At 69.0% G+C, this 25,817-nt stretch carries 31 protein-coding genes, 1 pseudogene and 2 other annotated features; of the genes and pseudogenes, 13 read left to right on the top strand and 19 right to left on the bottom strand.

Annotated features, from left to right (window positions below; genetic code table 11):
* The first annotated feature begins 295 nt into the window (after nucleotides 1-295).
* The 8 genes from pnp to ACK41C_RS02780 all read left to right on the top strand — a co-directional run bounded on the left by pnp (nucleotide 296) and on the right by ACK41C_RS02780 (nucleotide 7,632).
* Nucleotides 296-2,419, top strand: coding sequence for a polyribonucleotide nucleotidyltransferase (gene pnp / locus ACK41C_RS02815; protein ID WP_409650249.1), 2,124 nt, complete (start codon nucleotides 296-298; stop codon nucleotides 2,417-2,419).
* A 299-nt stretch (nucleotides 2,420-2,718) separates the two neighbouring features.
* Entirely contained in the window at nucleotides 2,719-2,922 is a 204-nt protein-coding gene (locus tag ACK41C_RS02810) for a hypothetical protein (RefSeq protein ID WP_409650246.1), read from the top strand.
* Nucleotides 2,919-3,626, top strand: a complete 708-nt coding sequence (locus ACK41C_RS02805; RefSeq protein WP_409650244.1) for a hypothetical protein — start codon at nucleotides 2,919-2,921, stop codon at nucleotides 3,624-3,626. Before ACK41C_RS02810 ends, ACK41C_RS02805 begins: the two co-directional genes overlap by 4 nt.
* Complete coding sequence (locus ACK41C_RS02800; RefSeq protein ID WP_409650241.1) at nucleotides 3,623-4,300, top strand: methyltransferase domain-containing protein; 678 nt, start codon at nucleotides 3,623-3,625, stop codon at nucleotides 4,298-4,300. Before ACK41C_RS02805 ends, ACK41C_RS02800 begins: the two co-directional genes overlap by 4 nt.
* Nucleotides 4,297-4,473 carry a hypothetical protein gene (locus tag ACK41C_RS02795; RefSeq protein ID WP_409650238.1) on the top strand — a complete coding sequence of 59 codons (177 nt, stop codon included), beginning with the start codon at nucleotides 4,297-4,299 and terminating at the stop codon, nucleotides 4,471-4,473. The genes ACK41C_RS02800 and ACK41C_RS02795 overlap by 4 nt, the downstream gene beginning before the upstream one ends.
* Nucleotides 4,470-6,143 (top strand): alpha-D-glucose phosphate-specific phosphoglucomutase, encoded by a 1,674-nt coding sequence (locus tag ACK41C_RS02790; RefSeq protein ID WP_409650235.1) that lies wholly within the window; start codon nucleotides 4,470-4,472, stop codon nucleotides 6,141-6,143. The genes ACK41C_RS02795 and ACK41C_RS02790 overlap by 4 nt, the downstream gene beginning before the upstream one ends.
* An 89-nt stretch (nucleotides 6,144-6,232) precedes the next feature.
* Complete coding sequence (locus ACK41C_RS02785) at nucleotides 6,233-7,009, top strand: class I SAM-dependent methyltransferase (RefSeq protein WP_409650232.1); 777 nt, start codon at nucleotides 6,233-6,235, stop codon at nucleotides 7,007-7,009.
* Nucleotides 7,006-7,632, top strand: a complete 627-nt coding sequence (locus ACK41C_RS02780) for a class I SAM-dependent methyltransferase (RefSeq protein ID WP_409650229.1) — start codon at nucleotides 7,006-7,008, stop codon at nucleotides 7,630-7,632. The genes ACK41C_RS02785 and ACK41C_RS02780 overlap by 4 nt, the downstream gene beginning before the upstream one ends.
* A 47-nt stretch (nucleotides 7,633-7,679) precedes the next feature.
* Here the strand turns inward: ACK41C_RS02780 and ACK41C_RS02775 are convergent, their stop codons facing one another.
* The 8 genes from ACK41C_RS02775 to ACK41C_RS02740 form a co-directional block, all read right to left on the bottom strand.
* Nucleotides 7,680-9,338, bottom strand: coding sequence for a peptide chain release factor 3 (locus tag ACK41C_RS02775; RefSeq protein ID WP_409650226.1), 1,659 nt, complete (start codon nucleotides 9,336-9,338; stop codon nucleotides 7,680-7,682).
* Nucleotides 9,335-9,634: a hypothetical protein gene (locus tag ACK41C_RS02770; RefSeq protein ID WP_409650223.1), complete on the bottom strand. Its 300-nt coding sequence runs from the start codon at nucleotides 9,632-9,634 to the stop codon at nucleotides 9,335-9,337. The genes ACK41C_RS02775 and ACK41C_RS02770 overlap by 4 nt, the downstream gene beginning before the upstream one ends.
* The gene (locus ACK41C_RS02765; protein WP_409650220.1) at nucleotides 9,634-10,200 is read right to left on the bottom strand and encodes a hypothetical protein; all 567 of its coding nucleotides are present in this window, start codon (nucleotides 10,198-10,200) and stop codon (nucleotides 9,634-9,636) included. Before ACK41C_RS02765 ends, ACK41C_RS02770 begins: the two co-directional genes overlap by 1 nt.
* On the bottom strand, nucleotides 10,197-10,382 hold the full coding sequence (locus tag ACK41C_RS02760) for a hypothetical protein (RefSeq protein WP_409650218.1): 186 nt from the start codon (nucleotides 10,380-10,382) through the stop codon (nucleotides 10,197-10,199). Before ACK41C_RS02760 ends, ACK41C_RS02765 begins: the two co-directional genes overlap by 4 nt.
* Nucleotides 10,383-10,924: 542 nt before the next feature.
* Nucleotides 10,925-11,953 carry a sensor histidine kinase gene (locus ACK41C_RS02755; RefSeq protein WP_409650215.1) on the bottom strand — a complete coding sequence of 343 codons (1,029 nt, stop codon included), beginning with the start codon at nucleotides 11,951-11,953 and terminating at the stop codon, nucleotides 10,925-10,927.
* On the bottom strand, nucleotides 11,950-12,396 hold the full coding sequence (locus ACK41C_RS02750) for a hypothetical protein (protein WP_409650212.1): 447 nt from the start codon (nucleotides 12,394-12,396) through the stop codon (nucleotides 11,950-11,952). Before ACK41C_RS02750 ends, ACK41C_RS02755 begins: the two co-directional genes overlap by 4 nt.
* Before the next feature lie 29 nt (nucleotides 12,397-12,425).
* The gene (locus ACK41C_RS02745; RefSeq protein ID WP_409650209.1) at nucleotides 12,426-12,728 is read right to left on the bottom strand and encodes a TraR/DksA family transcriptional regulator; all 303 of its coding nucleotides are present in this window, start codon (nucleotides 12,726-12,728) and stop codon (nucleotides 12,426-12,428) included.
* A 29-nt stretch (nucleotides 12,729-12,757) separates the two neighbouring features.
* Complete coding sequence (locus ACK41C_RS02740) at nucleotides 12,758-13,246, bottom strand: hypothetical protein (RefSeq protein ID WP_409650206.1); 489 nt, start codon at nucleotides 13,244-13,246, stop codon at nucleotides 12,758-12,760.
* 553 nt (nucleotides 13,247-13,799) lie between these two features.
* Between ACK41C_RS02740 and ACK41C_RS02735 the strand changes: the two genes are divergently transcribed.
* The gene (locus tag ACK41C_RS02735) at nucleotides 13,800-14,744 is read left to right on the top strand and encodes a D-alanyl-D-alanine carboxypeptidase family protein (RefSeq protein WP_409650204.1); all 945 of its coding nucleotides are present in this window, start codon (nucleotides 13,800-13,802) and stop codon (nucleotides 14,742-14,744) included.
* Between the two features lie 18 nt (nucleotides 14,745-14,762).
* Here the strand turns inward: ACK41C_RS02735 and ACK41C_RS02730 are convergent, their stop codons facing one another.
* The 8 genes from ACK41C_RS02730 to ACK41C_RS02695 all read right to left on the bottom strand — a co-directional run bounded on the left by ACK41C_RS02730 (nucleotide 14,763) and on the right by ACK41C_RS02695 (nucleotide 20,457).
* A complete protein-coding gene (locus tag ACK41C_RS02730; RefSeq protein ID WP_409650201.1) occupies nucleotides 14,763-15,092 on the bottom strand; it encodes a TraR/DksA family transcriptional regulator in 330 nt (109 codons plus the stop codon).
* Between the two features lie 9 nt (nucleotides 15,093-15,101).
* Entirely contained in the window at nucleotides 15,102-15,950 is an 849-nt protein-coding gene (locus ACK41C_RS02725) for a universal stress protein (protein WP_409650198.1), read from the bottom strand.
* An 11-nt stretch (nucleotides 15,951-15,961) separates the two neighbouring features.
* Complete coding sequence (locus ACK41C_RS02720; RefSeq protein WP_409650196.1) at nucleotides 15,962-17,446, bottom strand: SulP family inorganic anion transporter; 1,485 nt, start codon at nucleotides 17,444-17,446, stop codon at nucleotides 15,962-15,964.
* 61 nt (nucleotides 17,447-17,507) lie between these two features.
* Nucleotides 17,508-17,560, bottom strand: a sequence feature (sul1 is cis-regulatory element that is thought to sense ions involved in sulfur or methionine metabolism; They are found in Alphaproteobacteria).
* Nucleotides 17,561-17,637: 77 nt separating this feature from the next.
* Entirely contained in the window at nucleotides 17,638-17,850 is a 213-nt protein-coding gene (locus ACK41C_RS02715) for a cold-shock protein (RefSeq protein WP_409650193.1), read from the bottom strand.
* A gap of 196 nt (nucleotides 17,851-18,046) precedes the next feature.
* The gene (arsC, locus tag ACK41C_RS02710) at nucleotides 18,047-18,454 is read right to left on the bottom strand and encodes an arsenate reductase (glutaredoxin) (protein ID WP_409650190.1); all 408 of its coding nucleotides are present in this window, start codon (nucleotides 18,452-18,454) and stop codon (nucleotides 18,047-18,049) included.
* Nucleotides 18,455-18,459: 5 nt separating this feature from the next.
* The gene (arsB, locus tag ACK41C_RS02705) at nucleotides 18,460-19,575 is read right to left on the bottom strand and encodes an ACR3 family arsenite efflux transporter (protein WP_409650187.1); all 1,116 of its coding nucleotides are present in this window, start codon (nucleotides 19,573-19,575) and stop codon (nucleotides 18,460-18,462) included.
* On the bottom strand, nucleotides 19,572-20,090 hold the full coding sequence (locus ACK41C_RS02700) for an arsenate reductase ArsC (protein WP_409650184.1): 519 nt from the start codon (nucleotides 20,088-20,090) through the stop codon (nucleotides 19,572-19,574). The genes arsB and ACK41C_RS02700 overlap by 4 nt, the downstream gene beginning before the upstream one ends.
* A 13-nt stretch (nucleotides 20,091-20,103) precedes the next feature.
* Entirely contained in the window at nucleotides 20,104-20,457 is a 354-nt protein-coding gene (locus tag ACK41C_RS02695; RefSeq protein WP_409650181.1) for an ArsR/SmtB family transcription factor, read from the bottom strand.
* A gap of 65 nt (nucleotides 20,458-20,522) precedes the next feature.
* On the opposite strand from ACK41C_RS02695, the gene arsH reads away from it, so the two are divergent.
* From arsH to ACK41C_RS02680, 3 genes and pseudogenes are all read left to right on the top strand, one after another.
* Nucleotides 20,523-21,257 carry an arsenical resistance protein ArsH gene (gene arsH, locus ACK41C_RS02690; RefSeq protein ID WP_409650178.1) on the top strand — a complete coding sequence of 245 codons (735 nt, stop codon included), beginning with the start codon at nucleotides 20,523-20,525 and terminating at the stop codon, nucleotides 21,255-21,257.
* Between the two features lie 49 nt (nucleotides 21,258-21,306).
* The gene (locus tag ACK41C_RS02685; RefSeq protein ID WP_409650176.1) at nucleotides 21,307-21,879 is read left to right on the top strand and encodes an SOS response-associated peptidase; all 573 of its coding nucleotides are present in this window, start codon (nucleotides 21,307-21,309) and stop codon (nucleotides 21,877-21,879) included.
* 64 nt (nucleotides 21,880-21,943) lie between these two features.
* Nucleotides 21,944-21,997, top strand: a sequence feature (sul1 is cis-regulatory element that is thought to sense ions involved in sulfur or methionine metabolism; They are found in Alphaproteobacteria).
* Between the two features lie 85 nt (nucleotides 21,998-22,082).
* A pseudogene (locus tag ACK41C_RS02680) lies at nucleotides 22,083-23,546 on the top strand (SulP family inorganic anion transporter).
* A gap of 203 nt (nucleotides 23,547-23,749) precedes the next feature.
* On the opposite strand, the gene ACK41C_RS02675 reads toward ACK41C_RS02680, so the two are convergent.
* Complete coding sequence (locus ACK41C_RS02675; RefSeq protein ID WP_409650173.1) at nucleotides 23,750-23,929, bottom strand: DoxX family membrane protein; 180 nt, start codon at nucleotides 23,927-23,929, stop codon at nucleotides 23,750-23,752.
* Nucleotides 23,930-24,541: 612 nt separating this feature from the next.
* Between ACK41C_RS02675 and ACK41C_RS02670 the strand changes: the two genes are divergently transcribed.
* Nucleotides 24,542-24,784: a hypothetical protein gene (locus tag ACK41C_RS02670; protein ID WP_409650171.1), complete on the top strand. Its 243-nt coding sequence runs from the start codon at nucleotides 24,542-24,544 to the stop codon at nucleotides 24,782-24,784.
* A 128-nt stretch (nucleotides 24,785-24,912) separates the two neighbouring features.
* Here the strand turns inward: ACK41C_RS02670 and ACK41C_RS02665 are convergent, their stop codons facing one another.
* Nucleotides 24,913-25,179, bottom strand: a complete 267-nt coding sequence (locus tag ACK41C_RS02665; RefSeq protein WP_409650168.1) for a hypothetical protein — start codon at nucleotides 25,177-25,179, stop codon at nucleotides 24,913-24,915.
* A 379-nt stretch (nucleotides 25,180-25,558) separates the two neighbouring features.
* The gene (locus ACK41C_RS02660; protein ID WP_409650166.1) at nucleotides 25,559-25,759 is read right to left on the bottom strand and encodes a hypothetical protein; all 201 of its coding nucleotides are present in this window, start codon (nucleotides 25,757-25,759) and stop codon (nucleotides 25,559-25,561) included.
* Nucleotides 25,760-25,817: the final 58 nt, after the last annotated feature.

Here is a 25,817-nt window from a genome sequence, read left to right as displayed (position 1 = left end):
GGTCAATTGCCTAATTTCGATCCGTGGCCCTCGCCGATTCAGTGCGGACTTCCGCTCTGCCAGGCGTTGCACCGGCGCTGCGAAGAAGCGCCACGAGCAGAACGCCGCAAATCCGGCCATCCTCACCGGCCGAGCGCCGTTGAGAGGCTGGAGCGACATTACGGAGCTCCGTCAGGACTCCGCACCCGACAGGTCGCTGCGGCTGAGCCGCATCGGCCCGTTTCGCCGGGAGCCGCGGTTCGCCGTCTCCCCGACCATCCCCGGGAATCCGCCCGGGGGATCTGAAGGAATCACCATGTTCGAATCCCACACCAAGTCCGTCGAATGGGCGGGGCGCACCCTCACCCTTGAAACCGGGCGCATGGCGCGCCAGGCGGACGGCGCGGTGCTCGTCACTTACGGCCAGACCATGGTCATGGCCGCCGTCACATTCGCGAAGGCCGCGAAGCCCGGCCAGGACTTCTTCCCCCTCACCGTCCACTACCAGGAGAAGTTCTATGCCGCGGGCAAGATCCCGGGAAGTTTCCCCCGCCGGGAGACCGCGCCGTCGCAGAAGGAGACGCTCACCTCGCGCCTGATCGATCGCCCGATCCGGCCGCTGTTCGCAAAGGGCTTCAAGAACGAGGTCCTCGTCGTGGCCACCGTGCTCTCTCACGACCGCGAGAACGATCCGGACGTGGTGGCGATGATCGCCGCCTCGGCGGCGCTATCCCTCTCCGGCGCGCCGTTCCTCGGGCCGATCGGCTGCGCGCGCGTGGGCTTCGTGAATGGCGCGTATGTTCTGAACCCGACGCTGGACGAGATGAAGGAGAGCCGGATGGACCTGGTGGTCGCCGGCACCGACGACGCCGTGATGATGGTGGAGTCCGAGATCCAGGAGATGTCCGAGGACGAAGTGCTGAAGGGGGTGATGTTCGCCCACGCCGGCATGCAGCCCGTCATCGCCGCGATCGTCGAGCTGGCCGAACGCGCCGCCAAGCCCCCGTTCGATTTTCAGCCCGACGACACCGACGCCCTGAAGGCTCGGGTGAAGGCTGCCATCGGCGACGACCTGCGCGCCGCCTATCAGATGACCGGCAAGTCCGAGCGCCAGGCCGCGCTGGCGGCCGCCAAGACCAAGGCGGTGACCGCCTTCGCCAAGACCGACGCCAATCCGGATGGCGTGGACGCCAACAAGCTGGGCGCCGTGTTCAAGGACCTCGAGGCCGACATCGTCCGGCGCTCGATTCTGGAGACCGGCAAGCGCATCGACGGCCGTTCGGTGGACCAGGTCCGGCAGATCGTCGGCGAAGTGGGCGTGCTGTCCCGGGCCCACGGCTCGGCGCTGTTCACCCGCGGCGAGACCCAGGCGCTGGTCGTGGCCACGCTCGGCACCGGCGACGACGAGCAGCTTGTGGACGCCCTGGCGGGCAAGTCCTTCGAGGCCTTCATGCTGCACTACAACTTCCCGCCCTTCTCGGTGGGCGAGACGGGCCGCATGGGCACCGGTCGCCGGGAGATCGGCCACGGCAAACTCGCCTGGCGGGCGATCCGGCCGGTGCTGCCGCCGCGGGACGAGTTTCCCTACACCATGCGAGTGGTGTCCGAGGTCCTGGAGTCCAACGGCTCGTCATCCATGGCCACGGTCTGCGGCGCATCCCTGGCCCTGATGGACGCGGGCGTGCCCCTGGCGCGCCCGGTCTCCGGCATCGCCATGGGCCTGATCCTCGAGAGCGACGGCTTCGCGGTCCTCTCGGACATCCTGGGCGACGAGGACCACCTCGGCGACATGGATTTCAAGGTGGCCGGCACGGCTGACGGGATCACCTCCCTGCAGATGGACATCAAGATCGCCGGGATCACCGAGGCGATCATGAGGAAGGCCCTTGAGCAGGCGAAGGGCGGCCGCGACCATATCCTCCTGGAAATGAGCAAGGCCATGGAGGCGCCCCGCGCCGAATTGGGCGAGTACGCCCCGAAGATCGAGACCATGAAGGTCCCCGTGGACAAGATCCGTGAGGTGATCGGGACGGGCGGCAAGGTGATCCGCGAGATCGTCGAGAAGACCGGCGCAAAGGTGAGCATCGAGGACGACGGCGCCGTGAAGATCGCCGCGGCCGAGCAGTCGAAAATCGACGCCGCGCGGGCGTGGATCGAATCCATCGTCGCCGAGCCGGAGCTGAACGCCATCTACGAAGGCAAGGTCATGAAGATCGTCGACTTCGGCGCGTTCGTGAACTTCTTCGGGCCGAAGGACGGGCTGGTCCACATCAGCCAGATCTCCGGCGAGCGCGTGGCCAAGGTCTCGGACGTTCTCGCTGAAGGGCAGACGGTGAAGGTGAAGTTCCTCGGCGCTGACGAACGCGGCAAGATCCGGCTGTCGCTGAAAGATGTCGATCAGGCCACGGGCCAGGACCTTTCGACGACGTTGGCGAGCTAACGCCTCTGGGAAGCCGGCGGGCGCAGAGGCGTCGTCTCGGCACCTGAGGCGGCACGCAGGTCTGCGCCTGTCGATGTCCGCCCGCGGCGGACCTCTCCCGGCCTCGCCTCCGGCGGATCTTGTCTTCACAGGCCGGGTCCCGCCCCCTATGTTCAAGGGACTTGGCGCGCGGCCGGGCACTGCCCCGCCAAGTCGCAGCGGTTCGGCCAGCTGCTCCAGCCCCAAATCTGTCCGCCCTGTGACCCCGAGCGGACTCCGCGACCGCAGCCTCACGGCGCGGCGCGTGGCGCGAGGTCGTGATGCCCAACATCCACCCTGGAACCGTCTTCCGTGAAGCCGGCGGGCCGCAGCACTGGCAGGTGCTGAACGAGCATTCCGGCGTCTACGAACTGCAGTGCGTGGAGCGGCCCAGTCGGAGCCGCTTCGCGCGAGCCGAGAAGCTGCTCGACGGTCACCACTACGAGCCCGTCTCCCGCGATCGCACGGCGAGGGAGTCCCGGTGAGCGCGCTCTTCCAGGAACTCGCCTTCGCCCCGACGCCCATGGGCGACCTCAGCCTGCGACGCCGCAGGATCCTCTCGCTCGACGTCGATGTCCTCGAAGTGAAGCTGGGGGAGGAGTTCCTCATGTCCAGCCTGTTCACGGTCGGGGAGCGGGCGCTTGCGACCCTCGGGCTCGCGGAGATCGACCGTCCGGACCTCGAGGTCGTCGTCGGCGGCCTCGGCCTCGGCTACACGGCGGCGACGGCGCTGAGGGAGCCTCGGGTCCGACGCCTTGACGTCATCGAGGCGCTCGAACCCGTCATCCAATGGCACAAGCAGGGCCTCGTGCCGCTCGGCGGCGGACTGATCGGCGACGCCCGCTGCCGGCTGCGCCTGGGCGACTTCTTCGCCTATGCGCGCGGCGAGGCCGACGCCGGCGCGGCGCCCGTGGACGTCATCCTGCTGGACATCGACCATTCGCCGACCGCGCTGCTGAGCGACGCCCACGACGGCTTCTACACGAACGAGGGCCTGCGCCAGCTCGGAACGCGCCTGCGCTCGGACGGGGTGTTCGCCATGTGGTCCGATGCGCCGCCGGAGCCGGCCTTCGAGGCCGCCCTCGCCGGCGCCTTCGCCGCCACGAGATCGGAGGTCGTCGAGTTTCCGAACCCGCTGCAGGATCGCACCGCCACCTGCACGATCTACATCGGCCGGGGGCCGCGATGATGCAGACGCAGGTCTCTTCGCTGCATCAGGCCCGTCTGGACACCGTGCTGGGCGCCCTGGAGTCCAGGGCCGCGCGGCGCGTGCTGGACCTGGGGTGCGGGCCAGGCCCGCTGCTGGAGCGGTTGCTCGAATCCGGCGTGGCCGAGGCGCTCACGGCGATCGACATCTCCGCCGAGGCGATCGAACGCCTGCGCAGACGCTTCGGCCGCGAGCCGCGCCTTCGGCTGATCCACGGCTCCTTCACCGATCGCGATCACCGGCTGCAGGGCTTCGACGCCGCCGTCATGCTGGAGACCATCGAGCACCTGCCGCCGGATCGGCTCTCCCAGGTGGAGCAGGCCCTGTTCGCCTTCCACCGACCCAGGCTCGTCCTGATCACCACGCCGAACGCCGATTGCAATCGCCTCCTCGGCGTGCCGGACGGCTGCTTCCGCCGGCCGGATCACCGGTTCGAATGGGGCCGGGACCGGTTCAGGCGGTGGGCCGAGGGGGTGGCGCAGCGCAACGGCTACAGCGTCTCGGTGACGGGTATCGGCCCGGAGCACCCCCGCTACGGATCCCCGAGCCAGCTCGCCGAGTTCGTCGAAGCGCGCGCCGAGATGTCCCACGCCTCGGCCCAGCGGCCGTCCACGCCAAACCCCAGCCTCACGGCGTCATTCCAGGAGGAGCCATGAAGATCTCGTTCGCCACCACCGAAGCCATGCTGCGGCGCATTCTGGACCGGAACCCGCGGGCGAGCCTGCGCGAGATCCGCAGCGCGCATCCCGCCTTCCGCGCCATGTCCTATGACCACCTGACCGTTCGCGTCACCCGGTTGCTCGAGCGCGAGACGGGCCTGAGCAAATGACCGACGCTCCCGCCGCCGCCCAAGGGACTGACGACGCCGCGGTCCGCACGGTGTCGATGTCCCCCTTCGACGACCAGCGCCCGGGGACGTCGGGCCTGCGGAAGACGACGGAGCGCTTCCGCACGCCGCACTACCTCGCCGCATTCGTCCAAGCGATTTTCGACGTCCGGCCGATCGACGGTCCCGTCGTGCTCGGCGGGGACGGACGGTTCTTCGGCGCCGAGGCCGCCCAGACCATCATCCGCCTGGCGGCGGCGAACGGCGCAAAACGGATCGTCGTGGGCCGCAACGCCTTGCTCTCGACGCCGGCGGCCTCGCATCTGGTGCGCGCGCGCAACGCCTGGGGCGCCCTCGTGCTATCCGCCAGCCACAATCCCGGCGGCGCGGACGGCGACTTCGGCGTGAAGTTCAACGGTCCGAACGGCGCCCCGGCGCCGGAGGCGGTCTCCGAGGCGGTTTTCGCCCGCAGCCGGCAGCTTACAGCCTATCGGTTGGCCGGTCTCCCCGCCGCCGACCTGTCCAGTGTCGGCGAGCGGTCGCTGGGGAACACGGTCCTGGAAGTCGTCGATCCCGCGGCGGCCTACGCCGACCTCATGGAGCGGCTGTTCGACTTCGACCGGATCTCGGCGCTTCTGCGCAAGCCGGGCTTCCGGATGGTGTTCGACGCCATGCACGCCGTGACCGGTCCGTACGCGCGGGAGATCTTCGAGCGCCGGCTCGCGGCGACGGGGGTCGTCCTGCGCGGCGATCCGCTGCCGGACTTCGGCGGCGGCCACCCGGACCCGACGCCGGCCCATGCGGCGGAGCTGTCGGCGCTGATGTTCGGCGCCGGGCCGCCGAGGTTCGGCGCAGCGTCCGACGGCGACGGCGACCGCCACCTGATCATGGGGCCGAACTTCACGGTGAACCCCAGCGACAGCTTGGCCATCATCCTCGCCAACGCCGAGCTGATCCCCGGCTACAGCGGCCGCGTGACCGGCGTGGCCCGTTCGATGCCGACGAGCCGGGCGGTGGACGAGGTCGCCGCGCGGCTTGGCCTACCGTGCTTCGAGACGCCGACGGGCTGGAAGTACTTCGGCTCGCTGCTGGACGCGGGCCGCATCACCTTCTGCGGGGAGGAAAGCGCCGGCGCCGGCTCCGACCATGTTCGCGAAAAGGACGGCCTGTGGGCGGTCCTCTACTGGCTCAACATCATGGCGGCGCGCGGGCAGGGCGTCGTCCAGGTCGTGCATGAGCATTGGGCGCGGTTTGGGCGCCACGCCGCCCAGCGGCTGGACTTCGAAGGGTTGCCGGCCGAGCCGGCCGCCGTCCTCATCGAGCGGCTCCGCAGCAAACTCGACACGCTTCCCGGTACGACCCTGGCCGGCCGGCTGGTCGAGGCTTGCGACGACTTCGCCTATGTCGATCCGATCGACGGGTCGGAGACGGCGCGCCAGGGCGTGCGCCTGGTGCTCGCGGGAAGCGGACGGGTGGTCTTCCGCCTCTCCGGCACCGGCACGTCGGGCGCGACCCTCAGGGTCTATCTCGACCAGTACGTCGCCGCCACGGACCTGCAGGGCCTGCCCGCCGAGACGCTGACGCTGCCGCTCGAACAGGCCGCGCGGGCGGCGCTCGCCCTCGTGGAGGCCGACCGTCTCCTAGGCCCCTTGGCGCCGAACCATCGAACCTGAGCCGCGCCGTTGTGATCTCCGCGGGCCGGTCCGACACCTTCTCCCCGCCCCGGGTTCCCCGCGGCGAACAACGGCAATCCGGAGGAATAATGAGCGACGAGAGCTACAAGCCTACGGCGGTGACGCCGAAGCCCGCGCCGCGCGACATGCTGCTCAGCCTCGACCAGGCGCTGACACGGCGTTCCAGCCATCCGGGTCCCTTCGAGCAGCTCTTCTACGCCCACAAGGGACGGCCCGCCGACAAGTGGACCCACTACTTGCCCTTCTACGATCGGATGCTCGCGCCGTATCGCGGCCTTCCCGTGCGGCTTCTAGAGATCGGGGTCTGCGAAGGCGGATCGCTGGAGCTCTGGCGGAAGTACTTCGGTCCTGAGGCGGTGATCTTCGGAATCGACATCGACCCCGAATGCGCCGAGCGGGCGGATGCGCCAAACCAGGTCCGGATCGGCTCGCAGGCCGACAAGGCGTTTCTCCGGGAAGTCGTGCGGGAGATGGGCGGGCTAGAGATCGTGCTCGACGACGGCTCGCACGTGGCGACTCACCAGCGCCTGTCGTTCGAAGCGCTCTGGCCGCTGCTAAACCCCGGCGGCCTCTACGTCATCGAGGACCTGCACACGGCCTATATGCCGAAGTGGGAAGGCGGCCTGCGCCGCCCGGGCTCCGCGATCGAACTCGTGAAACAACTCATCGACGACATGCACGCCTGGTATCACACGGAGGATGAGCGCTGGGCCGGGCGCGACGAGATCGGCTCCATCCTGATCGCCGACTCCATCGTCGCCCTGAGGAAGGTGCAGCGCCGCCCCGCCCCCGGCCACGTCTGGGTGGGCGCCGGGACGGAAAACTGGGGGCCCGAGACACCGTGAGCGCAACCCCCGCGGCAGATCGCCTTCCGCTGATCGAAGAGCTCATCGCACTCAATCCGGCGCTGCAGGCCTGGGGCGACGACAGCCCGGCGAACTGGGCGCCCGCGCCGGACGTGCTGCGCTTCATCGCCGCAAATGTGCAAGCCGGCATGCAGACGGTCGAAACAGGCGCGGGACAAAGCACCATTGCCTTCGCCCTGGCCGGCGCGCGACATACGGCGGTCACGCTCGACAGCGGCGAGGCGGCGCGGATCCGCGCCTACCTGGCGGATCGCGGGCTGCATTGCCCCGTCCGCTTCATCCACGAGAGCTCGGACAGGGCGCTCGCCCGGGCCGACACGCTCCCGCCGGTGCTCGACTTCGTCTTTATCGATGGCGCGCACCGTTTCCCGTTTCCGTGCCTCGACTGGCATTACACGGAGGGCCGGCTCCGGGTCGGCGGCCTCGTCGGCGTCGACGACTTCTGCATGCCCTCAGTGCGCATCCTTCACGACTTTCTCCTGGGCGAAGACGAGTGGGAGCTCGTCCAGGTCTTCGAGCGCACCTCCTTCTTCCGCCGTGTGCGCGAGACCGTGGTCCTCAATGACTGCCAAGGCCAGAGGATCAACCAGCGTCCCTGGTGAGGTCCTAACGGAATCAGGCGGGCGAGCCTCGACGCCGCGGCCTGCGATCAGGCGCGCTCCTTCAGCTTGAGGAAGCGTACGCCCGGATAGGTCTTCTCGGCGTAGTCCAGGTCCCACTGCGACTTGGCCAGCAGGACCGGCGCGTCGTCGCGGTCGAGCGCCACGGCCGTCCGGTGAGCGTCGATGAAGCGCTCCAGCGCGGCCGGGGTGTCCCCCTCGAGCCAGCGGACGAGCTGATGGGGCGAGGCCTCGAACCCAGCGGCGACGGCGTACTCCGCGGCGATCCGGGAGGTCAGCACGTCGAGCTGCAGCTGGCCCACGACGCCAACCATGATCTGCGACCCTACGAGGGGGCGGAAGACCTGCGCCACCCCCTCGTCGGCGAGGTCGTCAAGGGCCTTGCGCAACTGCTTGGCCTTCAGGGGATCGTCCAGCCGGACCCGGCGCAGGATCTCGGGGGCGAAGTTCGGCAGGCCGGTGAAAGCTTCCGTCTCGCCCTCGGTTAGGGTGTCGCCCACATAGAGCGCGCCATGGTTGGGGATGCCGATGATGTCGCCGGGAAAGGCCTCGTCGACCACCTCCCGGTCCTGCGCTAAGAAGAAGATCGGGTTGTTCACCGACATGAGCTTGCCCGCGCGGACGTGGCGCAGCTTCATCCCGCGGCGGAAGCGGCCGGAGCAGAGACGCACGAAGGCCACGCGGTCCCGATGGTTTGGGTCCATGTTGGCTTGCACCTTGAAGACGAAGCCGCTGACCTTCGGGTCGGACGGCTGGACCGGGCGCGGCCGGGCCGGCCGCGGCTGCGGCGGCGGCGCCAGGCACCCCAGGGCCTCGAGCAGCTCCTCGACGCAGAAGTCCTTCAGCGCGCTGCCGAAGAACACCGGCGTCAGGTGGCCCTCCCGGTAGGCGACGGGATCGAGCGCGGCGTAGCCGGCCAGCGCCAGGGCGCCGGTCTCCCGCAGTTCCGCAAGCTGGTTTTCGGGCACGTGGTCCGCGAGCGCCGGATCGTCGAGCCCGCGCACGTCCACGCCACGGGCGAAATGTCCCCGCGGCTCGGTCGGCTCCGGCAGCAGCAGCCGGTTGCGGCGCAGGTCGTAGCAGCCGCGGAACACCGACCCCGTCCCGACCGGCCAGGTCACCGGGGCGACATCCAGCGCCAGCGTCTGGGCGATCTCGTCGAGCAGCTCGAAGGGATCGCGCCCCTCCCGGTCGGCCTTGTTGATGAAGGTCAGGATCGGGATGTCGCGCAGGCGGCAGACCTCGAAGAGCTTCAGCGTCTGGGCCTCGATGCCCTTGGCCGCATCGATCACCATGACCGCGCTGTCGACCGCCGTCAGCGTACGGAAGGTGTCCTCGGAGAAGTCCTCGTGTCCCGGGGTGTCGAGCAGGTTGAAGACGACGCCGTCCCGCTCGAAGGTCATCACCGAACTGGTCACCGAGATCCCGCGCTGCTGCTCGATCTTCATCCAGTCTGAGCGGGCGCGGCGGCGGGCGCCGCGGGCCTTCACCTCCCCAGCCGCCCGGATCGCCCCGCCGAACAGCAGCAGTTTCTCGGTCAGGGTGGTCTTGCCCGCGTCGGGGTGGGAGATGATGGCGAAGGTTCGGCGGCTTGCCGGCCCGGCGGGCGCCGCCGCCGGCAGAAGGTCGTGCGGCGCGGAACGGTCGGCGGGGGCCTCTGCGGCGAGGCTGTGGGGTTGCGAGGTCATCGGACCGCGCCCCGCGCCCCGCGCCTGGGGCGCTGGCCCGGCCGGGGCTCACCGGTGACCTCACGCAAGGCGCGCTTCACCTCCTCCCGGAACGCGTCCGCGGAGAGGCCGCCCGGGCGCTCGGCGAACATGTGGATCCTCGACTGATCCCCATCGAACTCGATGAGGATTCTCGCCTCGATCAGGCCGCCCAGACATCTCGCAACGAGGCTGAGCTCGGCAGGTCGCGTGGCGGCGGGCATGGCGATCGCGATCCAGGTCAGGCGCGCTCGAAAGTCATGGGGGTCGGGCGCCATCAGAGGTCCTCCAGAGCTTCGACGACCGCCCGACGCAGGCGAATGGCGGCGGCGTGTCCGGCCTCGCCCACATGGGCGAAGGTGTTCACCGGAGCCAGTTCGCGGCCGAGCGTGGGGTCCGCCGGCAGGTCGAGGAATCGCGCCAGCTTGCGCCCCAGGCGCGCATATTCGAGGCGCACGTCGGCTTCGCTCGCGCCGACCGCCTGCGCCAGGTCGCCCCAGGTGGACCGGGCGTCCGGACGATAGACGTGCGCCCGCAGGATCGACATCAGCCGGGCCGAGCCCTGCAGCGGCGCCGCCTCGATCGCGTCGCGGTACTCCTCGGCGCCCGGCCAGCCGTCGACGCGCGCAGATCTGTGGGCGCGGACGCGGGCCTCGAGCCGCGCGACCACGGCGTCGAAGGCGCCGTCCAGGCTCTCCGCGTCGGCCATCTCGATGCGGCGCATGCCGGCGTAGGCGGCCGCCTTGCAGAGCCCGCCTGCGGGCGCCGCGATGACCCGGTACATGCCCCGGCTCTCGTCGCGCCGCGGCTGGCCGGCCGCCCGCGGGCGGGCCCTCGCGATCATCGGGCCAGCCCCTTGCGGCGTTCGAGCATCCGCTTGGCCTGCGCCATCCAATCCTTGAGTTCGTGTTCCGGGACGGCGGCGAGCGCCGGCGCAATGGCTCGTACCTGGTCCACCGTCGCGTCCGGCTTCACGCGCAGCACGTTTTGCAGCAGCATGCTCTTCTTGGTCGGATCGTTCTTCATCGCCTTCCCTCCGGCCGACGGCCGGTGCTGGGCGCGAGCGAACGGCGCATCTTGCGATGCGACGACGATGCGTCCTCGAGGGATCCGAGCCACCTGGAACAAGCCAGTCGCCGAGGAGCTCTCGGCGGACGCGGAGACACCTCGGTCGCGAGACAATGCTCCAAGGCATCGGCTCGCACAGCAGGTCGCTCGCGCGTTGGTCGGACCCGGGATGTTCCGGGAAAGTCGCGGCCGCCGCGGAAGGGCTGCCGTCGGACATCAGTCTAAGGCCTCTTGCCGGCCGTTTGTAGTGCTATCTTCCGCCTCGCAACGGGCGACGATCCGCCCCGGTGACGGTCGTAAGGGGTCACCTCGATGCGAACCGCCTCCCCGACAGCAAGGTGGCGCAGGTCGCGCCGGGCCCGGTTGGCGACGGTCGCCAGGACGATGATGTCGTCAGGCGCCTGCACCCGAAAGTGCCCTGAGGGCAGCACTTCCAGGATGCGGCCTCTGTACGGAATGCCTTGTTCCTTCGCCACGTCGGCTCCTCTCGTTTCATGGGTTCAGTCCAGGGGCAGCAGGACGCGCGCCTCCAGGCCCGGGTCGAGGCGCCGGAACGTCACCCGGCCTCCGTTTCGGCCGACCAGGGACAGGATGATCTGCGAGCCGGGCCTCGGCAGCTGCAACGGATCCACGCCCTCGGGCAGGCCGCGCCCCCGATCCCGCACCAGGATCTCCAACCCGCCGGCGAGCCGCCGCGCCTGGAGCGCAACCGGGCGCGCTTCCGCGGGTCCGTACGCATGTTTGGCGGCGTTCAGCAGCAGTTCGTTGACGACGAGCGCGATGGTGATGGCGAGCGACGAGGTGAGCTCGACGCGATCGGCCGAAATGTCAGGCGTCAGGTCCAGGCTGCGCGCGGCATCGGCGCCGAGTTCCCCCACGAGGTCTTGCAGGTCGATCCGCTCGCTCTCGCTGTATTGGGTCAGCCGGTCATACACCTGCGCGATGGCGCGAACCCGCTGGTTCGCGGTCTCGAAGGCTGGCCGTGACTCCTGGCTGGCGGTCTGCCCCGCCATGCCGAGGAAGCCGCTCACCAGCTGCAGGTCGTTCTTGACGCGATGGCTGAGCTCCCGCAGCCGCACCTTGTGCTCGCGCACGACCGCGTCCTTTTCGGCCAGCTTGCGCTGATGCTCCTCCTCTGCGGCGCGGGCGGCCGTGAGGTCGACGGCGCTGACCAGCACATGCGGCGGGCCGCCCAGTCTCGCCACGGCGATCACCGCGACCTCGACGTCCAGGAACCCGCGGCGGCGGTGACTCCAGAGGCGCGCGGGCATGCGGCGCGGGTCGTCGCCGCCCCGGGCCTGCCCCAGAAGCTTGCGCACACGGGCTCGATCCTCCACCGCGAAAGCTTCGATCCATTCCTCGGAGCGGAAGGAAGGTCCGACTCCGGGGCGGTCGGCGTCCATCGCCTCGAGAACCCGCCCGCTGTCGTCCAGCAGGATCGTCAGGCAGGAGGCGGTCTGGGCGAGCGCCCGGAAATGCGACGCTCCGATGCCGTCGCCGGCCGCCGCCGGCTCCGTCTCGCCGCTCATCGGGCTCCCCTTCCGTGGGCCGGAAGCTTGTCTCCCACGTCGGCGACCTCGCCTGGGTCGCGGGTCGCCGCGCGGCCCGGATCGGGCGTGTAGGCGACCGGGAACAGCGGTCCGTCGCCGACCACGAACCCTGCCCCGGCATAGCTGGCGACCAGGCGCGCCTGGTCGGGCTGGGGCGCTTCCGGGGTGGCGAACGCGCGCGCATTGCCGCGGATCGCCAGGCCGTGCTCCGCCGCCAGGGCGATGATGCGCCGGAGAAAGGCGAGGAAACCGCCCGCGCCTGGGGAAAGGGATTCCACCCTTTGGAGGTGGATGGCGTCGCGACTGAAGTGCAGGGCGGCGACCACATGCCCGTAGCGCCGAAAGGCCACGTGCTCGTCGTTCCCCCGCCGCCCGTCGAACGGCTGGCTGATTGCAAGCCAGGCGGCCTGCGCGGCGGCCATTGGCAGGGTGCTCCGCATGAGAGCCAAATTCAGAGCGCCCGCTGCGCGGCGCAGCCGCCGCAGGTGGGCGCCAGCGGGTCCGCCTCGATTCGCTCCGGAGCGATGTCCTCGCCGCAGCTCTGGCAATATCCGAACTCGCCCGCCGCGAGCCGTTCGAGGGCGAGCCGCACCCGGCGCAGGTTGAAAACCCGGCGCTCTTCCGTCGCCACGGCCAGGCGATGGGCGACCGCGTCGCCCCCGCCCGCCGAGGCCTCCTGGGCCGGCGCCTGCGCCTCCAGCCTTGCCTGGATCTCGGCCAGCAGCGAGCGGGCGCGGTCGGGCGTCATCGTCATGCAGATCTGTCCTTCATCATGGAGGGGGTTCACGCCGCGTGCTCCGTAAGCCGGCGGGGGGAGTGGCCGCGAAGCCTGCCGAGCGCCTCGCGGATTTCGGGCCTGAGCCGGATGGACCAGTCGTCCCGGAAGCTTGATCGGGTGAGTTGCGAGAAGGTGAGCAGCGGCCGCGCTTGCAGCTGTTCCGGGGGGACGCTCTTGGGCGGCGGGGCCTCCAGAGCCGAGGCGACCTTGCGGCCGAAGCGCTCGTAGGCCCACCAGACATGGGGGACGCTCTTTCCGGCTCGCGCGCCGATCTCCGCTGCCGTCGCCAGCCCGCCGAGATCCAGATGCGCGAAGAGCAGCGTCAGGATCTTGGCGCGCCATGTGGCGGGCAGCGCATCCAGCAGGTCCTGTAGTTCGTCCCCCGTGGCCACGCCGTCCCGCCGCTGCAGCCGGGCGGCGACGAGGCGCCTCTCAAGCTCGGCCTCGACTGCGGCGCACGCGAGGTCCGGGCGGCGCGCCGATGCAGCGGCCACCACTCTGTCGCCGGTATAGGCGAACGCGGTGTGTGCATCCCCGGCGGCGTGCGTGCGAACCGTGTAGAATCGCCAGGTTCGCGCCAGGGCGTCGGCGGCGGGGGGGGGTGGCGACAGACATGCGTCTCTCCTCTCGCTGCACGCGAGGCGGGGAGCACGCCGACGACCTGTCGGTGCGGCCGTGTCTTCGCATCCATCTCGATCCGCGACGGCGATCGCCGCATCGCGAGGGCGCTCAGACAGCCAGGCCGTAAGGCCGAGAACGTCTCAACGCTCGCGATCATCAAAGATGGACGCCTGAATTTCAGGGAGTCCGCGCCCTCGACCTGAAAGACGGGAGAGCGCTTCAGAAGTATAGTCGAACGATCGTAGCTGTTCTACCCCTGTGTTCGCGATCGCGGCCCTTCGCCGCGTCGCAGCCGTGATCGCAATTCCGTGAGATGCGGCGGACGGCGACCCCGCTTAAGACCTCATTAAGCACAGGCGGTCAGCCTGCGCGGGCTTGGCGACTTTCGCCCGCTCCGGACATCGCAGAACAGTTGGGGAGGCTCGCATGAGGCCGCTCGCCATTCGCCTTTTGGCCGCCCTTGCAATGGGCGCCGCGTCATTGGCGCCCGCCCTGCCGACCCCAGCAGCCGCCCAGTCGCGGCCGATCTTCAGCCAGCAGAAGTTCGCCGCCATCTCCGTAGACGCAGCCACCGGCCAGGTGCTCTTCGCCCACGAGCCGGACACGATCCGCCATCCCGCGTCGCTGGCGAAGCTGATGACGCTTTACATCGTCTTCGACGAGCTCTCCGCGGGCCGGATGAAGCCCAGCGACCGCGTGGTGATCTCGCCGCGCGCCGCCGCGCAGTCGCCGACCAAGCTCGGCCTCGCCGCAGGCGAAACCATCAGCCTCAGGGAGGCGATTGACGCGGTGGCCATCCGTTCTGCCAACGACATCGCCGTCGCCTTGGCCGAGCATGTTTCCGGGACGGAGGCGCGGTTCGCAACCCGGATGACCCGCCAGGGGCTGGGCCTCGGGATGCGCGACACCGTGTTCCGCAACGCCTCGGGCCTGCCGCATCCCGGCCAGATCACCACCGCCCGCGACATGGCGGTCCTTGGTCGTGCGATCCTGCGGGACCACCCCGAGCGGTATGCTGTCTTTGGCCGCACGTCCTTCACGCACCGGGGCCGCACGATCACAGGCCACAACCGCGTCACGCAGCGCTACCCGGGGGCCGACGGCCTGAAGACCGGCTACATCCGCGCGTCCGGCTTCAACCTGATCTCCTCCGCCGTGCGGGACGACCGACGGGTCATCGCCGTCGTGCTCGGCGGCCCGACCGGGGCTGCCCGCGACGCCTACATGGAAGAGCTTCTGAGCAGCAGCTTCACCGTGCTTGCGGGGCGGGCTCGCGGCCAGAAGCTCGACGTCGCACAGTTCGTCTCGCTGCCGCGCTTCACGGACGGGGAGCCTCGCAGCGCGCAGCCGACCGCCCAGGGCTCGAACTAGGGCGCCCCCACGGGGACGTTACTCCGACGAGCAGCCCACGCAGGTGGCGATCGCCGGGTCGAGCTCAAGCCGGCGCGGAGCGATCGCTTCGCCGCAACGGGCGCAATAGCCGTAGTCGCCGCTGTCGATGCGATCGAGGGCGGCGTCGATCCGCCGCCGCTCGAGCTGGCGGCGCTGCTTGCCGGCCTGGGCCATGGCCTGCCGCTGGATGGCGTCCATGCGCGACAGCCGCCCGACGCTCGTCTGGTCCAGTTCCACCGGCGCCCGGTCGGTTTCGGTGATCTGGTCCTGCTCGACGAGCTCGGCCCTGGCCTGGTCGAGCCTGCGGCGCGCCGCCTCGATGTCCATGGCCTCACCTCAGCGGAAGAGCAGCACCGGCAGCTTGCTGGTGCGGATCATCGCCGTCGTCGTGCTGCCGACGATGAGTTCGCGAATACGGGAATGGCCATAGGCGCCCATCACCAGGAGATCTCCTTCGCCGTGACGAAGGCGGCTGCGAAGACCTTCCTCCACCTGGCCGCCGACGATCTGGATGTCGATCTGGCGCGCGCCCGCCGCGGCCCGGGCGGCGGCGGACCGCTGCTCGGCGTGCGCTTCCGCCTCGCTGACGATGACCACCGTGCACGGGACCTCGTCGAACACGGGGCTCGTCAGGACATGACGCAGGGCCTTGGTCGAGGCCGCCCCGGCATCGAAGGCGACCACGGCGCGGGTGATCGGCATGAAGACCCGCGGCACCACCAGCACCGGGCGGATGCTGCCGCGCACCACGCGCTCGACCTTGCTGCCGAGGTGGCCGTGCGAGAAGTTGCCGCTCTCGCCGCGCTTCCCGATCACCACCAGGTCGGCCGAGGCTTCGAGCTCGATGACCGTCTCGGCGACTTCGCCATGCCGGTGCGTCTGGGTGACGGTTGTCACGCCGTCCTCGCGCAGACGGCGCTCGGCGCCGTCGAGCATGGCCTTGCCTTGCTCCCGCGCCACACGGCCGCGCGCCTCATCCGCACGGGCAAGCTCCTCCATGAGGGTCTCGCTCGCGCCGAGTCCGACGCTGCCGCTGAGGTCGAGCCGCTCGCGGGCGCCCTCGGCCCGGTCGATCACGTGCAGGACCTCGACCTCCGCGTCCATGCGCGTGGCGAACCACGCGGCGTGATCGCAGATGCTTGTCGCATATGAGGAGGCGTCGACCGCCGCCAGTACCTTGGGCATTGCTCGCCTCCCTAGTGCGCGCCGATCTTGAGCTCGGCGTCTGGTTTGTCGTGCAGGCCGAACCTGTCGATCATCGTGGAGCTGGCCTCGTTGAGGCCCATGATCTCCACCTCCGTGCCTTCACGGCGGAACTTCAGCACCACCTTGTCGAGGGCGCCGATGGCCGAGATGTCCCAGAAGTGCGCGTGGGACACGTCGATCACCACCTTGTCCAGGACCTCCCGGAGGTCGAAGCCATTTGCGAACGTCTCCGAGGACGCGAAGAACACCTGGCCGGCGACGCGGTAGGTCCGCACGCGGCCATCCTCGCTCAGCTCCGAGCTGATCGCCAGGATCCGCGCCACCTTGCGGGCGAAGAAAATGCCGGAGAGCAGCACCCCCGCCAGCACGCCGAGCGAGAGGTCGTGCGTCGCGACAACCACGATGACCGTCACCACCATGACGACGGACGAGCTCAGCGGATGGCTGCGCAGGTTCTTGATCGAACCCCAGTTGAAGGTGCCGATCGCCACCATGATCATGACGGCGACGAGGGCCGCCATCGGGATCTGCGCGACCCAGGGTCCCAGCACCACGATCAGGAACAGCAGGAAGCAGCCGGCGACCACGCCCGAGAGGCGACCGCGGCCGCCTGACTTCACGTTGATCACCGACTGGCCGATCATGGCGCAGCCGCCCATGCCGCCCAGGAAACCGGCGATCACGTTCGCGACGCCCTGGCCGCCGCACTCCCGGTTCTTGTTGCTGGGCGTGTCGGTGAGGTCATCGACGATGGTGGCGGTCAGCAGGCTCTCCAGAAGGCCGACGACCGCCATGGTGAGCGCATACGGGAAGATGATCTGCAGGGTCTCGAAGTTCAGCGGGATCTGCGGCAGCAGGAACATGGGCAAGGTCGTCGGAAGTTCGCCCAGATCGCCGACCCGCCGGACGTCCAGGTCGAGCAGGATGGCCAGGAGCGACAGGACGACGATCGTCACCAGCGGGGACGGTATCGCCTTCGTCAGACGCGGGAAGAGGTAGATGATCGCCAGCCCGCCGGCGACCATGGCGTAGGTCTGCCATCCCACGCCGGTCAGCTCCGGGAGCTGCGCCAGGAAGATCAGGATCGCCAGCGCGTTGACGAAGCCGGTGATCACCGAGCGCGAGACGTAGCGCATCAACACGCCCAGCCGCAGGGCGCCGGCCACAAGCTGGAGCAATCCCATCAGGATCGTGGCGGCGAACAGGTACTGCACCCCGTGATCCTTCACGAGGTCGACCATCAAGAGGGCGACGGCGGCGGTGGCCGCGGAGATCATCCCTGGCCGGCCGCCCACGATGGCCGTCACCACGGCGATGGAGAAGGAAGCGTAGAGGCCGACCTTGGGATCGACCCCGGCGATGACGGAGAAGCCGATGGCCTCCGGGATCAGGGCCAGCGCGACGACGATGCCGGCGAGCACGTCGCCGCGGACATTGGACAGCCAATCACGTCGCACGGATGCGATGAGATCCATAAACACACATTCCAGGATCGAAGCTGCGAAGGGTGGGTCATGCCGCACCGCGCAAGCTTGGAGTTGTCCGGGGGATAGGCGCCCGGAAGAGCCACCCGGCGCGCCGGGTCCTTGTCGGCGCCTCCAATGCCTCGGCTCGCCATCGAAAGCAAGCCGTTCGGGCGGGCCTGCGGCAATTGCTCGGCGCCGGGTCAGTCGCCAACTGGTTCGAGATCCGTCGCCGCGGTTCGGCCGCTCGAGTCCAGCTCAATACGGAAGCGGAAGCGTTGGCCTTTCGCCAGGCCCTCCAGCCCTGCGCGTCGGACTTCGGACACGTGAACGAACACCTTCGGCTCTTTGTCGTCGCGGGAAATGAAGCCATAGCCCGCGTCGGCATTGACGAATTTCACGGTGCCAATGGGCATGGCCCCTCCCGCGCTATGCGCCTAACTCCGCTTCCATTGTACGGGAGCCTCGCCGGACAGGCGCCCCAGGGCAAGCGGTATGCTTAGCGAAGCTTTCCAATCGCATTCGGGAGTATTCGAAGACCGATGTGGGCGGGGTCATAAGGGTACGCTGTCCCTCCGACCTCAAATGCCCGCCACGGCCAGTCGGCGACTCTCAGAGTCGCACAACCTCGCCGTCTTCTTTGGTGAAGCTGTCGGGCTTGCGGTCGAGCAAGTCGAGGACAGCGTCCGAAGGCCGGCTGAGTTTCACGCCCTTGGGCGTGACCACGATCGGCCGGTTCACCAGGATCGGGTGTTCCACCATCGCGTCCAGGATGGCGTCGTCGGTGACCTTTGGTTCGAGGAGGCCGAGCTCCGCGGCGGGCGTGCCTTTGTCGCGCAGCATGTCCCGCGGCTTGGCGCCCATCGCGGCGAGCAGCTCCTGCAGCTGCGGCTTGGTCCAACCCGCCTGCAGGTATTCGACGACGGTGGGCTCGTAGCCGGCGGCTTGGACCATGGCGACGGTGTTGCGCGAGGTGCCGCAGGCGGGGTTGTGGAAGATGGTGATCGGGAAGTCGGACATGGGCCTCACCTTGTGATCGGCGGGGCGCAGCGCGCCGCCACCCGTTGAACGGCCGCGCCGCGCTCGTACCAGCGCTTGGATCGGTTCACGATGGCGACGATGGTCAGCATCACCGGCACCTCGATCAGCACGCCGACCACGGTGGCGAGCGCCGCGCCGGAGCTGAAGCCGAACAGGCTGATGGCGGCGGCGACAGCCAGCTCGAAGAAGTTGCTGGCGCCGATCAGGGCCGAGGGGCCCGCGACGCAATGGGCTTCGCCGGTGGCGCGGTTTAGCAGGTAGGCGATGGCCGAGTTGGCGTAGACCTGGATGAGGATCGGCACGGCCAGCATGGCGATGATCGCCGGCTGGGCGAGGATCTGCTCGCCCTGGAAGCCGAACAGCAGGACCAGGGTGGCGAGCAGGGCAGTGAGGGAGAGGGGGCCGATGCGGCCAAGCACTCGCTGGAGTTCGGCCTCGCCGCCGCGCTGGAGGAGCGCGCGCCTGAGCAGCTGCGCCAGCACGACCGGGACGATGATGTAGAGCCCGACCGAGAGCAGCAGGGTCTCCCAGGGCACGGTGATCGCCGACAGCCCCAGCAGCAGGCCGACGATCGGCGCGAACGCCACCACCATGATCGCGTCGTTCACCGCCACCTGGCTGAGCGTGAAATGGGGCTCTCCGCGGGTCAGATTGCTCCAGACGAACACCATCGCGGTGCAGGGCGCCGCCGCCAGCAGGATCAGGCCGGCGATGTAGCTGTTGATCTCGCCGGCCGGCAGGTAGGGCCGGAACAGGTAGCCGATGAAGAAGGCGCCCAGCGCCGCCATGGAGAACGGCTTCACGGCCCAGTTGACGAACAGGGTGACGCCGATGCCCCGCCAGTGCTGGCCCACTTCGCGCATGGCCCCGAAGTCGACCTTCATCAGCATCGGGGTGATCATCAGCCAGATCAGCACCGCGACGGGGAGGTTGACCTTGGCGACCTCGGCGCCGCCGATCGCCTGGAAGACGCTCGGGAAGAGGTGACCCAGGCCGACGCCGACCACGATGCAAAGCGCGACCCACAGGGACAGGAAGCGCTCGAAACGGGACATCGCCTTGGGCCCCTCAGCAGGGGCGGGCGGTTCGATGGTGGTCATTGGGCCGTGTGGGTCTCGTCGGCGCGCTCCCCGATCTCGCGCAGCTTCGTCTGGAGCGACATCCGGTCGATGGAAGCCAGCGGCAGGTTGAGGAAGATGCGGATGCGGTTGCCCAGCATCCGCGCCGTCTCGGAAAATGCGGCGGCGATCTCGGCCTCGGAGCCCTGGGCCGCGGCCGGGTCGGGCACGCCCCAGTGGGCGGTCATGGGCTGGCCGGGCCAGACCGGGCAGACCTCGCCGGCGGCGTTGTCACAGACCGTGAAGACGAAATCGAGGGCCGGCGCGCCTGGCTTGGCGAACTCCCCCCAGGACTTGGAGCGGAACGCCGTGTCCTCGAAGCCGAGGGCGCGGGTGATCGCCAGCGCGTGCGGATTGACGCGTCCCGTGGGCATGGACCCCGCCGAGTAGGCCGCGAAGCGGCCGCGGCCCTCCTTGTTCATCAGCGCCTCGGCGATGACCGACCGGGCCGAATTGCCGGTGCACAGGAAGAGGATGTTGTAGGTCTTGTCGGCCATCGCAGAGCTCCGTTCAGGCGCAGGCGCCTTCGGCCGAGCATGCGTGGCTGGCGATGGCGGCGAGCGGGGCGCAGATCTCGGGTGAGCCGGCGCAGCAGTCCTCCATCAGGAAGGCGAGCAGCTCGCGCATGGCGTCGTAGCGGGCGGTGTAGATGATCGAGCGGCCGTCGCGCCGCGAGTCGATCAAACCGGCATGGCTCAGCACATTGAGGCTGGCCGACAGGGTATTGGGCAGCACGCCCAGGCGGCGGGCGACCTCGCCGGCCGCGAGGCCTTCCGGGCCGGCCTGCACCAGGAGGCGGAAGGTCGACAGGCGAACCTCGTGCGCGAGGGCCGACAGGCTTGCAACGGCAGGCTTGGTTTCCATATTTCCACAATATAGGAACTTTTTGACAGTTTGAAGTCGCGTCCGCCGTGTTCCGAGGTTTCCGAATGACCGAATTCCCCGCCCTGCAGCCGCAGTTCCTCGACACACCGAGCCTGGAGAAGCTCAAAGCGGCGGCGCCGGCGACCCACCCGCCGCGGATCCTACTGCTCTACGGCTCCCTGCGGGAACGGTCCTACAGCCGGCTGCTGACGGAGGAGGCCGCCCGGATCCTGCAGCGCTTCGGCGCCGAGACGCGCATCTTCGATCCCCGTAACCTGCCGCTTCCCGACTCCGTTTCCCCCGACCATCCGAAGGTGCAGGAGCTGCGGGCGCTCTCGCAGTGGTCCGAGGGCCAGGTGTGGTGCAGCCCGGAACGCCATGGGGCGATCTCGGGGATCATGAAGGCGCAGATCGACTGGATCCCTTTGGAGATCGGCAGTGTGCGGCCGACCCAGGGCCGAACGCTGGCCGTCATGCAGGTGTCCGGCGGCTCGCAGTCGTTCAACGCCGTGAACACCCTGCGCCTGCTTGGCCGCTGGATGCGGATGATCACCATCCCCAATCAGTCCTCGGTGGCCAAGGCCTACCAGGAATTCGACGAGGCCGGCCGCATGAAGCCGTCCGCCTACTACGACCGCGTCGTGGACGTGATGGAGGAGCTCTACAAGTTCACGCTGCTGACGCGCGACCGCGCCGACTATCTGGTGGATCGCTACAGCGAGCGCAAAGCCGCCCGTCGTGTCACCGAGGGCGATCAGTTGGCCGCCGCCGCCATGTCTCATGAGGCGGCGATGACCTGAGGCGCCCGCTGCGCCGGCGACCGCTACCGCGCCGGCGCGTTAGGCGGGGATGTGCAACGACTACCGCTACACAAAGTCGCCGGACACGCTGCGGGAGGAGTTCAGCCAGCTGAAGATCCCGCTGCGCTTCGCGGGCGACGCGACGCCGAACTACCCGCCCTACGAGGACATCCGACCGAACCAGACCGCGCCGATCCTTCGGGGCTCGTCCGCTGGCGTCGAACTGTCGGTGACGCCTTGGGCCTGGAAGTCGTCCAGCGGCAAGCCCGTGTTCAACTTCCGGTCCGAAGGCCGCAGATTCGCCAAGAGCGACCGGTGCCTGATCCCGTCCGACGGCTTCTATGAGTTCACCAAGCCCGACGACCCCAAGCAGCGGCTGAAGGACAAGCACCTGTTCACCCTGGCCGGCGAGCCGTGGTTCTGGATCGCGGGTCTGGTGAAGGAGGGCGCCTTCGCCATGCTGACCACCTCGCCGGGCCCGGATATCGCCCCCTATCATGATCGCCAGATCGTCGTGCTGCCGCGGAACCAGGGCATGGATTGGCTGAACCTGGCGCGCCCTGAGGCCGAAGTCCTGCGGCCCTTGCCCGAAGGCAGCCTGACGCACGAACAGGTTCGCTGACGCGGAGCCTCGTTCTGGCGCCGCTTGCCTTTTGCGCTGCAGCATAGGAGAGGGGCGCCATCACCACGGACCCGGTTTGACCGGGTGGCTAGCCTGCGCGCCGATCCCCCGGGAAACCTTCCAGCCTCCGAACTCGCCCCGCCTAGGCTGCGCCCGGCGCGCGGCGGCTGACGCAGTGTCTGAACCTCAATGTCCATCTTTGCATCCGCGCGCAGCAATGGCTCGCCAATCCCCGCGGCGACCTCCTAGCGGGTACGGTCGTGGCGCTGGCCCTCATTCCCGAGGCCATCGCCTTTTCGATCATCGCCGGCGTCGACCCGGCCGTCGGCCTCTACGCCTCCTTCATCATCGCCGTGACCATCGCCTTCGTCGGCGGCCGTCCGCCGATGATTTCCGCCGCCACCGGCGCCATGGCGCTCCTGATGGTCACCCTCGTGAAGGACCACGGGGTGGAGTACCTGTTCGCCGCGTCGATCCTGACCGGCGTGTTCCAGATCGCCGTCGGGCTGCTGAAGCTCGGTCGCTACAAGTTCGTGTCGCGCAGCGTCATGACCGGCTTCGTCAATTCGCTGGCCATCCTGATCTTCCTGGCCCAGATGCCCGAATTGATCGGCGCCAGCTGGCAGACCTTCGCCCTGGTCGCGGGTGGTCTGGCGATCATCTACGGCTTCCCCAGGCTCAACAAGGCCGTGCCGTCGCCGCTGGTCGCCATCGTGGTGCTCAGCGCTTTGGTGATCTTCACCGGCTCGACGTGCGCACCGTCGGCGACATGGGGCAGATGCCGTCGAAGTTGCCCATGTTCCACCTGCCCCTGGTCCCGCTGACCTGGGAGACCTTCGCGATCATCGCGCCAGTGTCGGCGACCCTGGCCTTCGTCGGCCTGCTGGAGTCGCTGCTGACCGCCAATCTGCTGGACGACATCACCGACACCCCGTCCGACAAGGACCGGGAGACGAGGGGCCAGGGCATCGCCAACATCGCCTCGGGCCTGTTCGGCGGGATGGCGGGCTGCGCCATGATCGGCCAATCGCTCATCAATGTGACGTCCGGCGCCCGTGCTCGGCTCTCCACCCTCTGGGCGGGACTGTTCCTCCTGTTCCTCATCCTGATCTTGCAGGACTGGGTCGCCCGCATCCCGATGGCGGCCCTGGTGGCGGTGATGATCATGGTTTCGATCGGCACCTTCGACTGGGGCTCGGTGCTGCGCCTGCGCTCGACGCCGGTGCAGTCGTCCATCGTGATGATCGCCACGACGGTCACCGTGGTCGCCACGCACGACCTGTCAAAGGGCGTCGTTCTGGGCGTGCTCCTGTCGGCCGTCTTCTTCATGCGAAAGGTCGGCAAGACCATCGCGGTGGAGGAGATCGAGACGCCGGAGGATGGCGTGCTGCGCTATCGCGTCAGCGGCCAGTTGTTCTTCGCCTCCGCCGACCTGTTCGCCGCCAGCTTCGAGCATCATGGGCATCCGAAGCGTGTGGAGATCGACATGAGCGAAGCGCACCTGTGGGACCTGACCGGAGTGGCCGCGGTCGACAAGGTGGTTCCGTTACCGCCGCCAGGGCGCTGAGGTCGAACTGATCGGCATGAACCAGGCCGGCCAGACCCTCGTTGATCAGGTCGGCAAGCACGACAAGAGCCATCTGCCAGCGGGGGCCGATCCGCACTAGACCAATGCGGGCCCTCACAGCGGCCCAGAAAGTGGACCTTCCCAAGCTCGCCGATGGGCGGGAAACTTCCTAGAGCTCACGCCCGACCAGGCGGTCGGCGGAGTACCGGTCGCAACCTCTGATCGAGATGGGAAAGGCCACAAATCCTAGGATCAGAGGATACTCGAATCCGCCGTCGATCCAGGGATAGGTCGGTCCCATGGCTAGGCAGATGAAGATGATCTGGCCAGCATCGGCGCGAACCGTCGGGTGGCGAGGCCGGCAGCGACCGCGAGACCGCCAAAGGTCTCCAGCAGCGCGACAAACACTGCAAGCTGCGGAGCGAAGGGCAGGCCAAGCACTTCGCCAATCAAACGGGTTGATCCGGCCATGGGGTCAGCCATGGACCCGTGGCTGGTCCCCAGCATCTTCGGGACCCATGGGTGACGATGGTCAGTCCAAAGGCCAGTCGAAGGAGCGCATAGGCCAGGCCTTCAGCGTGGCGGTGGAACGGCGCCAGCCGAGGGATGCGCAACCGGATCGCCGTGGCGTTCAGCTGGTGCTGGGACTATCTGACGTTCGGCCGGCGGGCTCGACTGATCACCGAACCTGCGAACGCCCGGCCCGCACAAGCGCAGCCTGCGGGTCCATCGGCGCCCCCTCATCTCCTGAGCCGGCGTCCGGCGGCCGCGACCAGCCTTGAGCCGGCGCGCCCCTGTGGCGCTGATCGCCCCGGCCCGGCCCCGCGCCTGCGCGGGCACGGGGGGAGCTCCACGCACCGGCGGCGAGCCGCGCCGGGGCAAAGCAAGGCGGGTCTGCGCAAGGTGTGGCCGAACCTCGCCTCGCCTCGGGGACGCCGCTCGCAGCCGTTTTTCGGGCAGTGCTAACCCAGGTGAATGCCGGACCCCGCAAGGCGCGCATAGTCGCGGATCACAGCGTTCGGCCGCGTTCGACGAGGGCGCACACCCCCGCTGAAGCGCGCCGGCAGACACAACCCCCAAGGGGCGACGATACACATGCAGACGGTCAAGGTGATACCCGTCCAGGGCGGCTGGATGGTGGAGAGTCAAGTCGCCGCGCCGACGGCGTTCCTGTCTGGCGCCGCGGCCGAGAAGAAGGCCGAGGAGCTCGGTCGCCTTCTCGCCGCCCGGGACCAGGCGCAGGTGTTGGTCCATGATCGCGGAGGATGCCTGGTCGGCTCCACCGTGATGGGGGACCCGCGAACAGCGCCGGAGACTTCCGCACGCAAGGCCGGATGATCTTGAGGCAGATGGCGCTCCCGGCGGCGCCGAACGCCTGATCCCCTTCGACGTCGTGCCCCGGGTGATCCGTTCGGCGGCGTGGGGCGCATCGAGCGAGGGCTGATTCCCCCCGGCACCGCGATGGCTTACATCGAGCGGATCGAGCAGTTCATTTCAGGGTTCGAGCGGGACCCGAACGCGGCACGCGCCGCGATGACATACGCCCAGCGCTCCGGACCGTCGGCTTTGAGCGGCGCCTCACAGTTGCGTTCCTGGCCCGCGAGCAGGTGACGATCCTTCGGATCTTCTACGGCGGCCGTGACTGGGAAGCCGCCCTCGGCGCCTTTTGAGCTTGTGCTCATCCGTCGCGTCCAACTCAGCAACGCATTGCTTCCCGCGGAGTGCTCGATCATCAGCGGGCGCCAGCCACCCTCACTTCGCGCCGGCAGCGGCATTTGCGAGGGACGACGCGCCGGCGGCGACGGCGCTGCACACGCTCGCCGAAGCCTCTCGCCGCGTGCCCGGACGCCCCCTTCGGTAGAGCGCGCGCCGGGCGCGGCCAGGTCCGCCGCGCCGCGGGCCCTGGGACCGAGAAGCCCAAGGATGCCCGACCCCGATGCACGGTGGCGGGGCGGCCGGTCGGACTGCGGGCGACGACGACGACCACGGAACAGCCGGCCGTCGGAACTTCGGAAGCATCGGCGCAAGTGCATTCCAGTTGCTGGGCCTTCGACACCACGCCCGACGGCGCCGTCTGGGCAAGCGCAGACTCGGCGTGAGGCCCCTCGGCCTCTACGCCCCCTGGGCTCGGCGCCCCGCCTCGAATGCGATCATCGCGTCCATCTCGCGAATCTGCGCTTTGAGGGACATGATGCGCGCAAGGTTCGCGGCCTCGTCGCCACTCGCCAAGGCGCCCGCCTCCAGAGGCTTGAGCAGCTCCTCCGCCTGGCGGCGCATCGTCTTGAGCTGTGCGACGTAGTGGTCGTGGTTCATCACCGCGATGATACCGACGTGATCACATAAACGGAATGCGGCCGATGCGACCGATCTC

The organism is Phenylobacterium sp. (assembly GCF_046290725.1).
In the GTDB taxonomy this organism is placed as follows: Bacteria; Pseudomonadota; Alphaproteobacteria; order Caulobacterales; family Caulobacteraceae; genus Phenylobacterium.
Note: the sequence above shows the minus strand (reverse complement) of the source record. Positions and strands in the feature narration are given on the sequence as shown.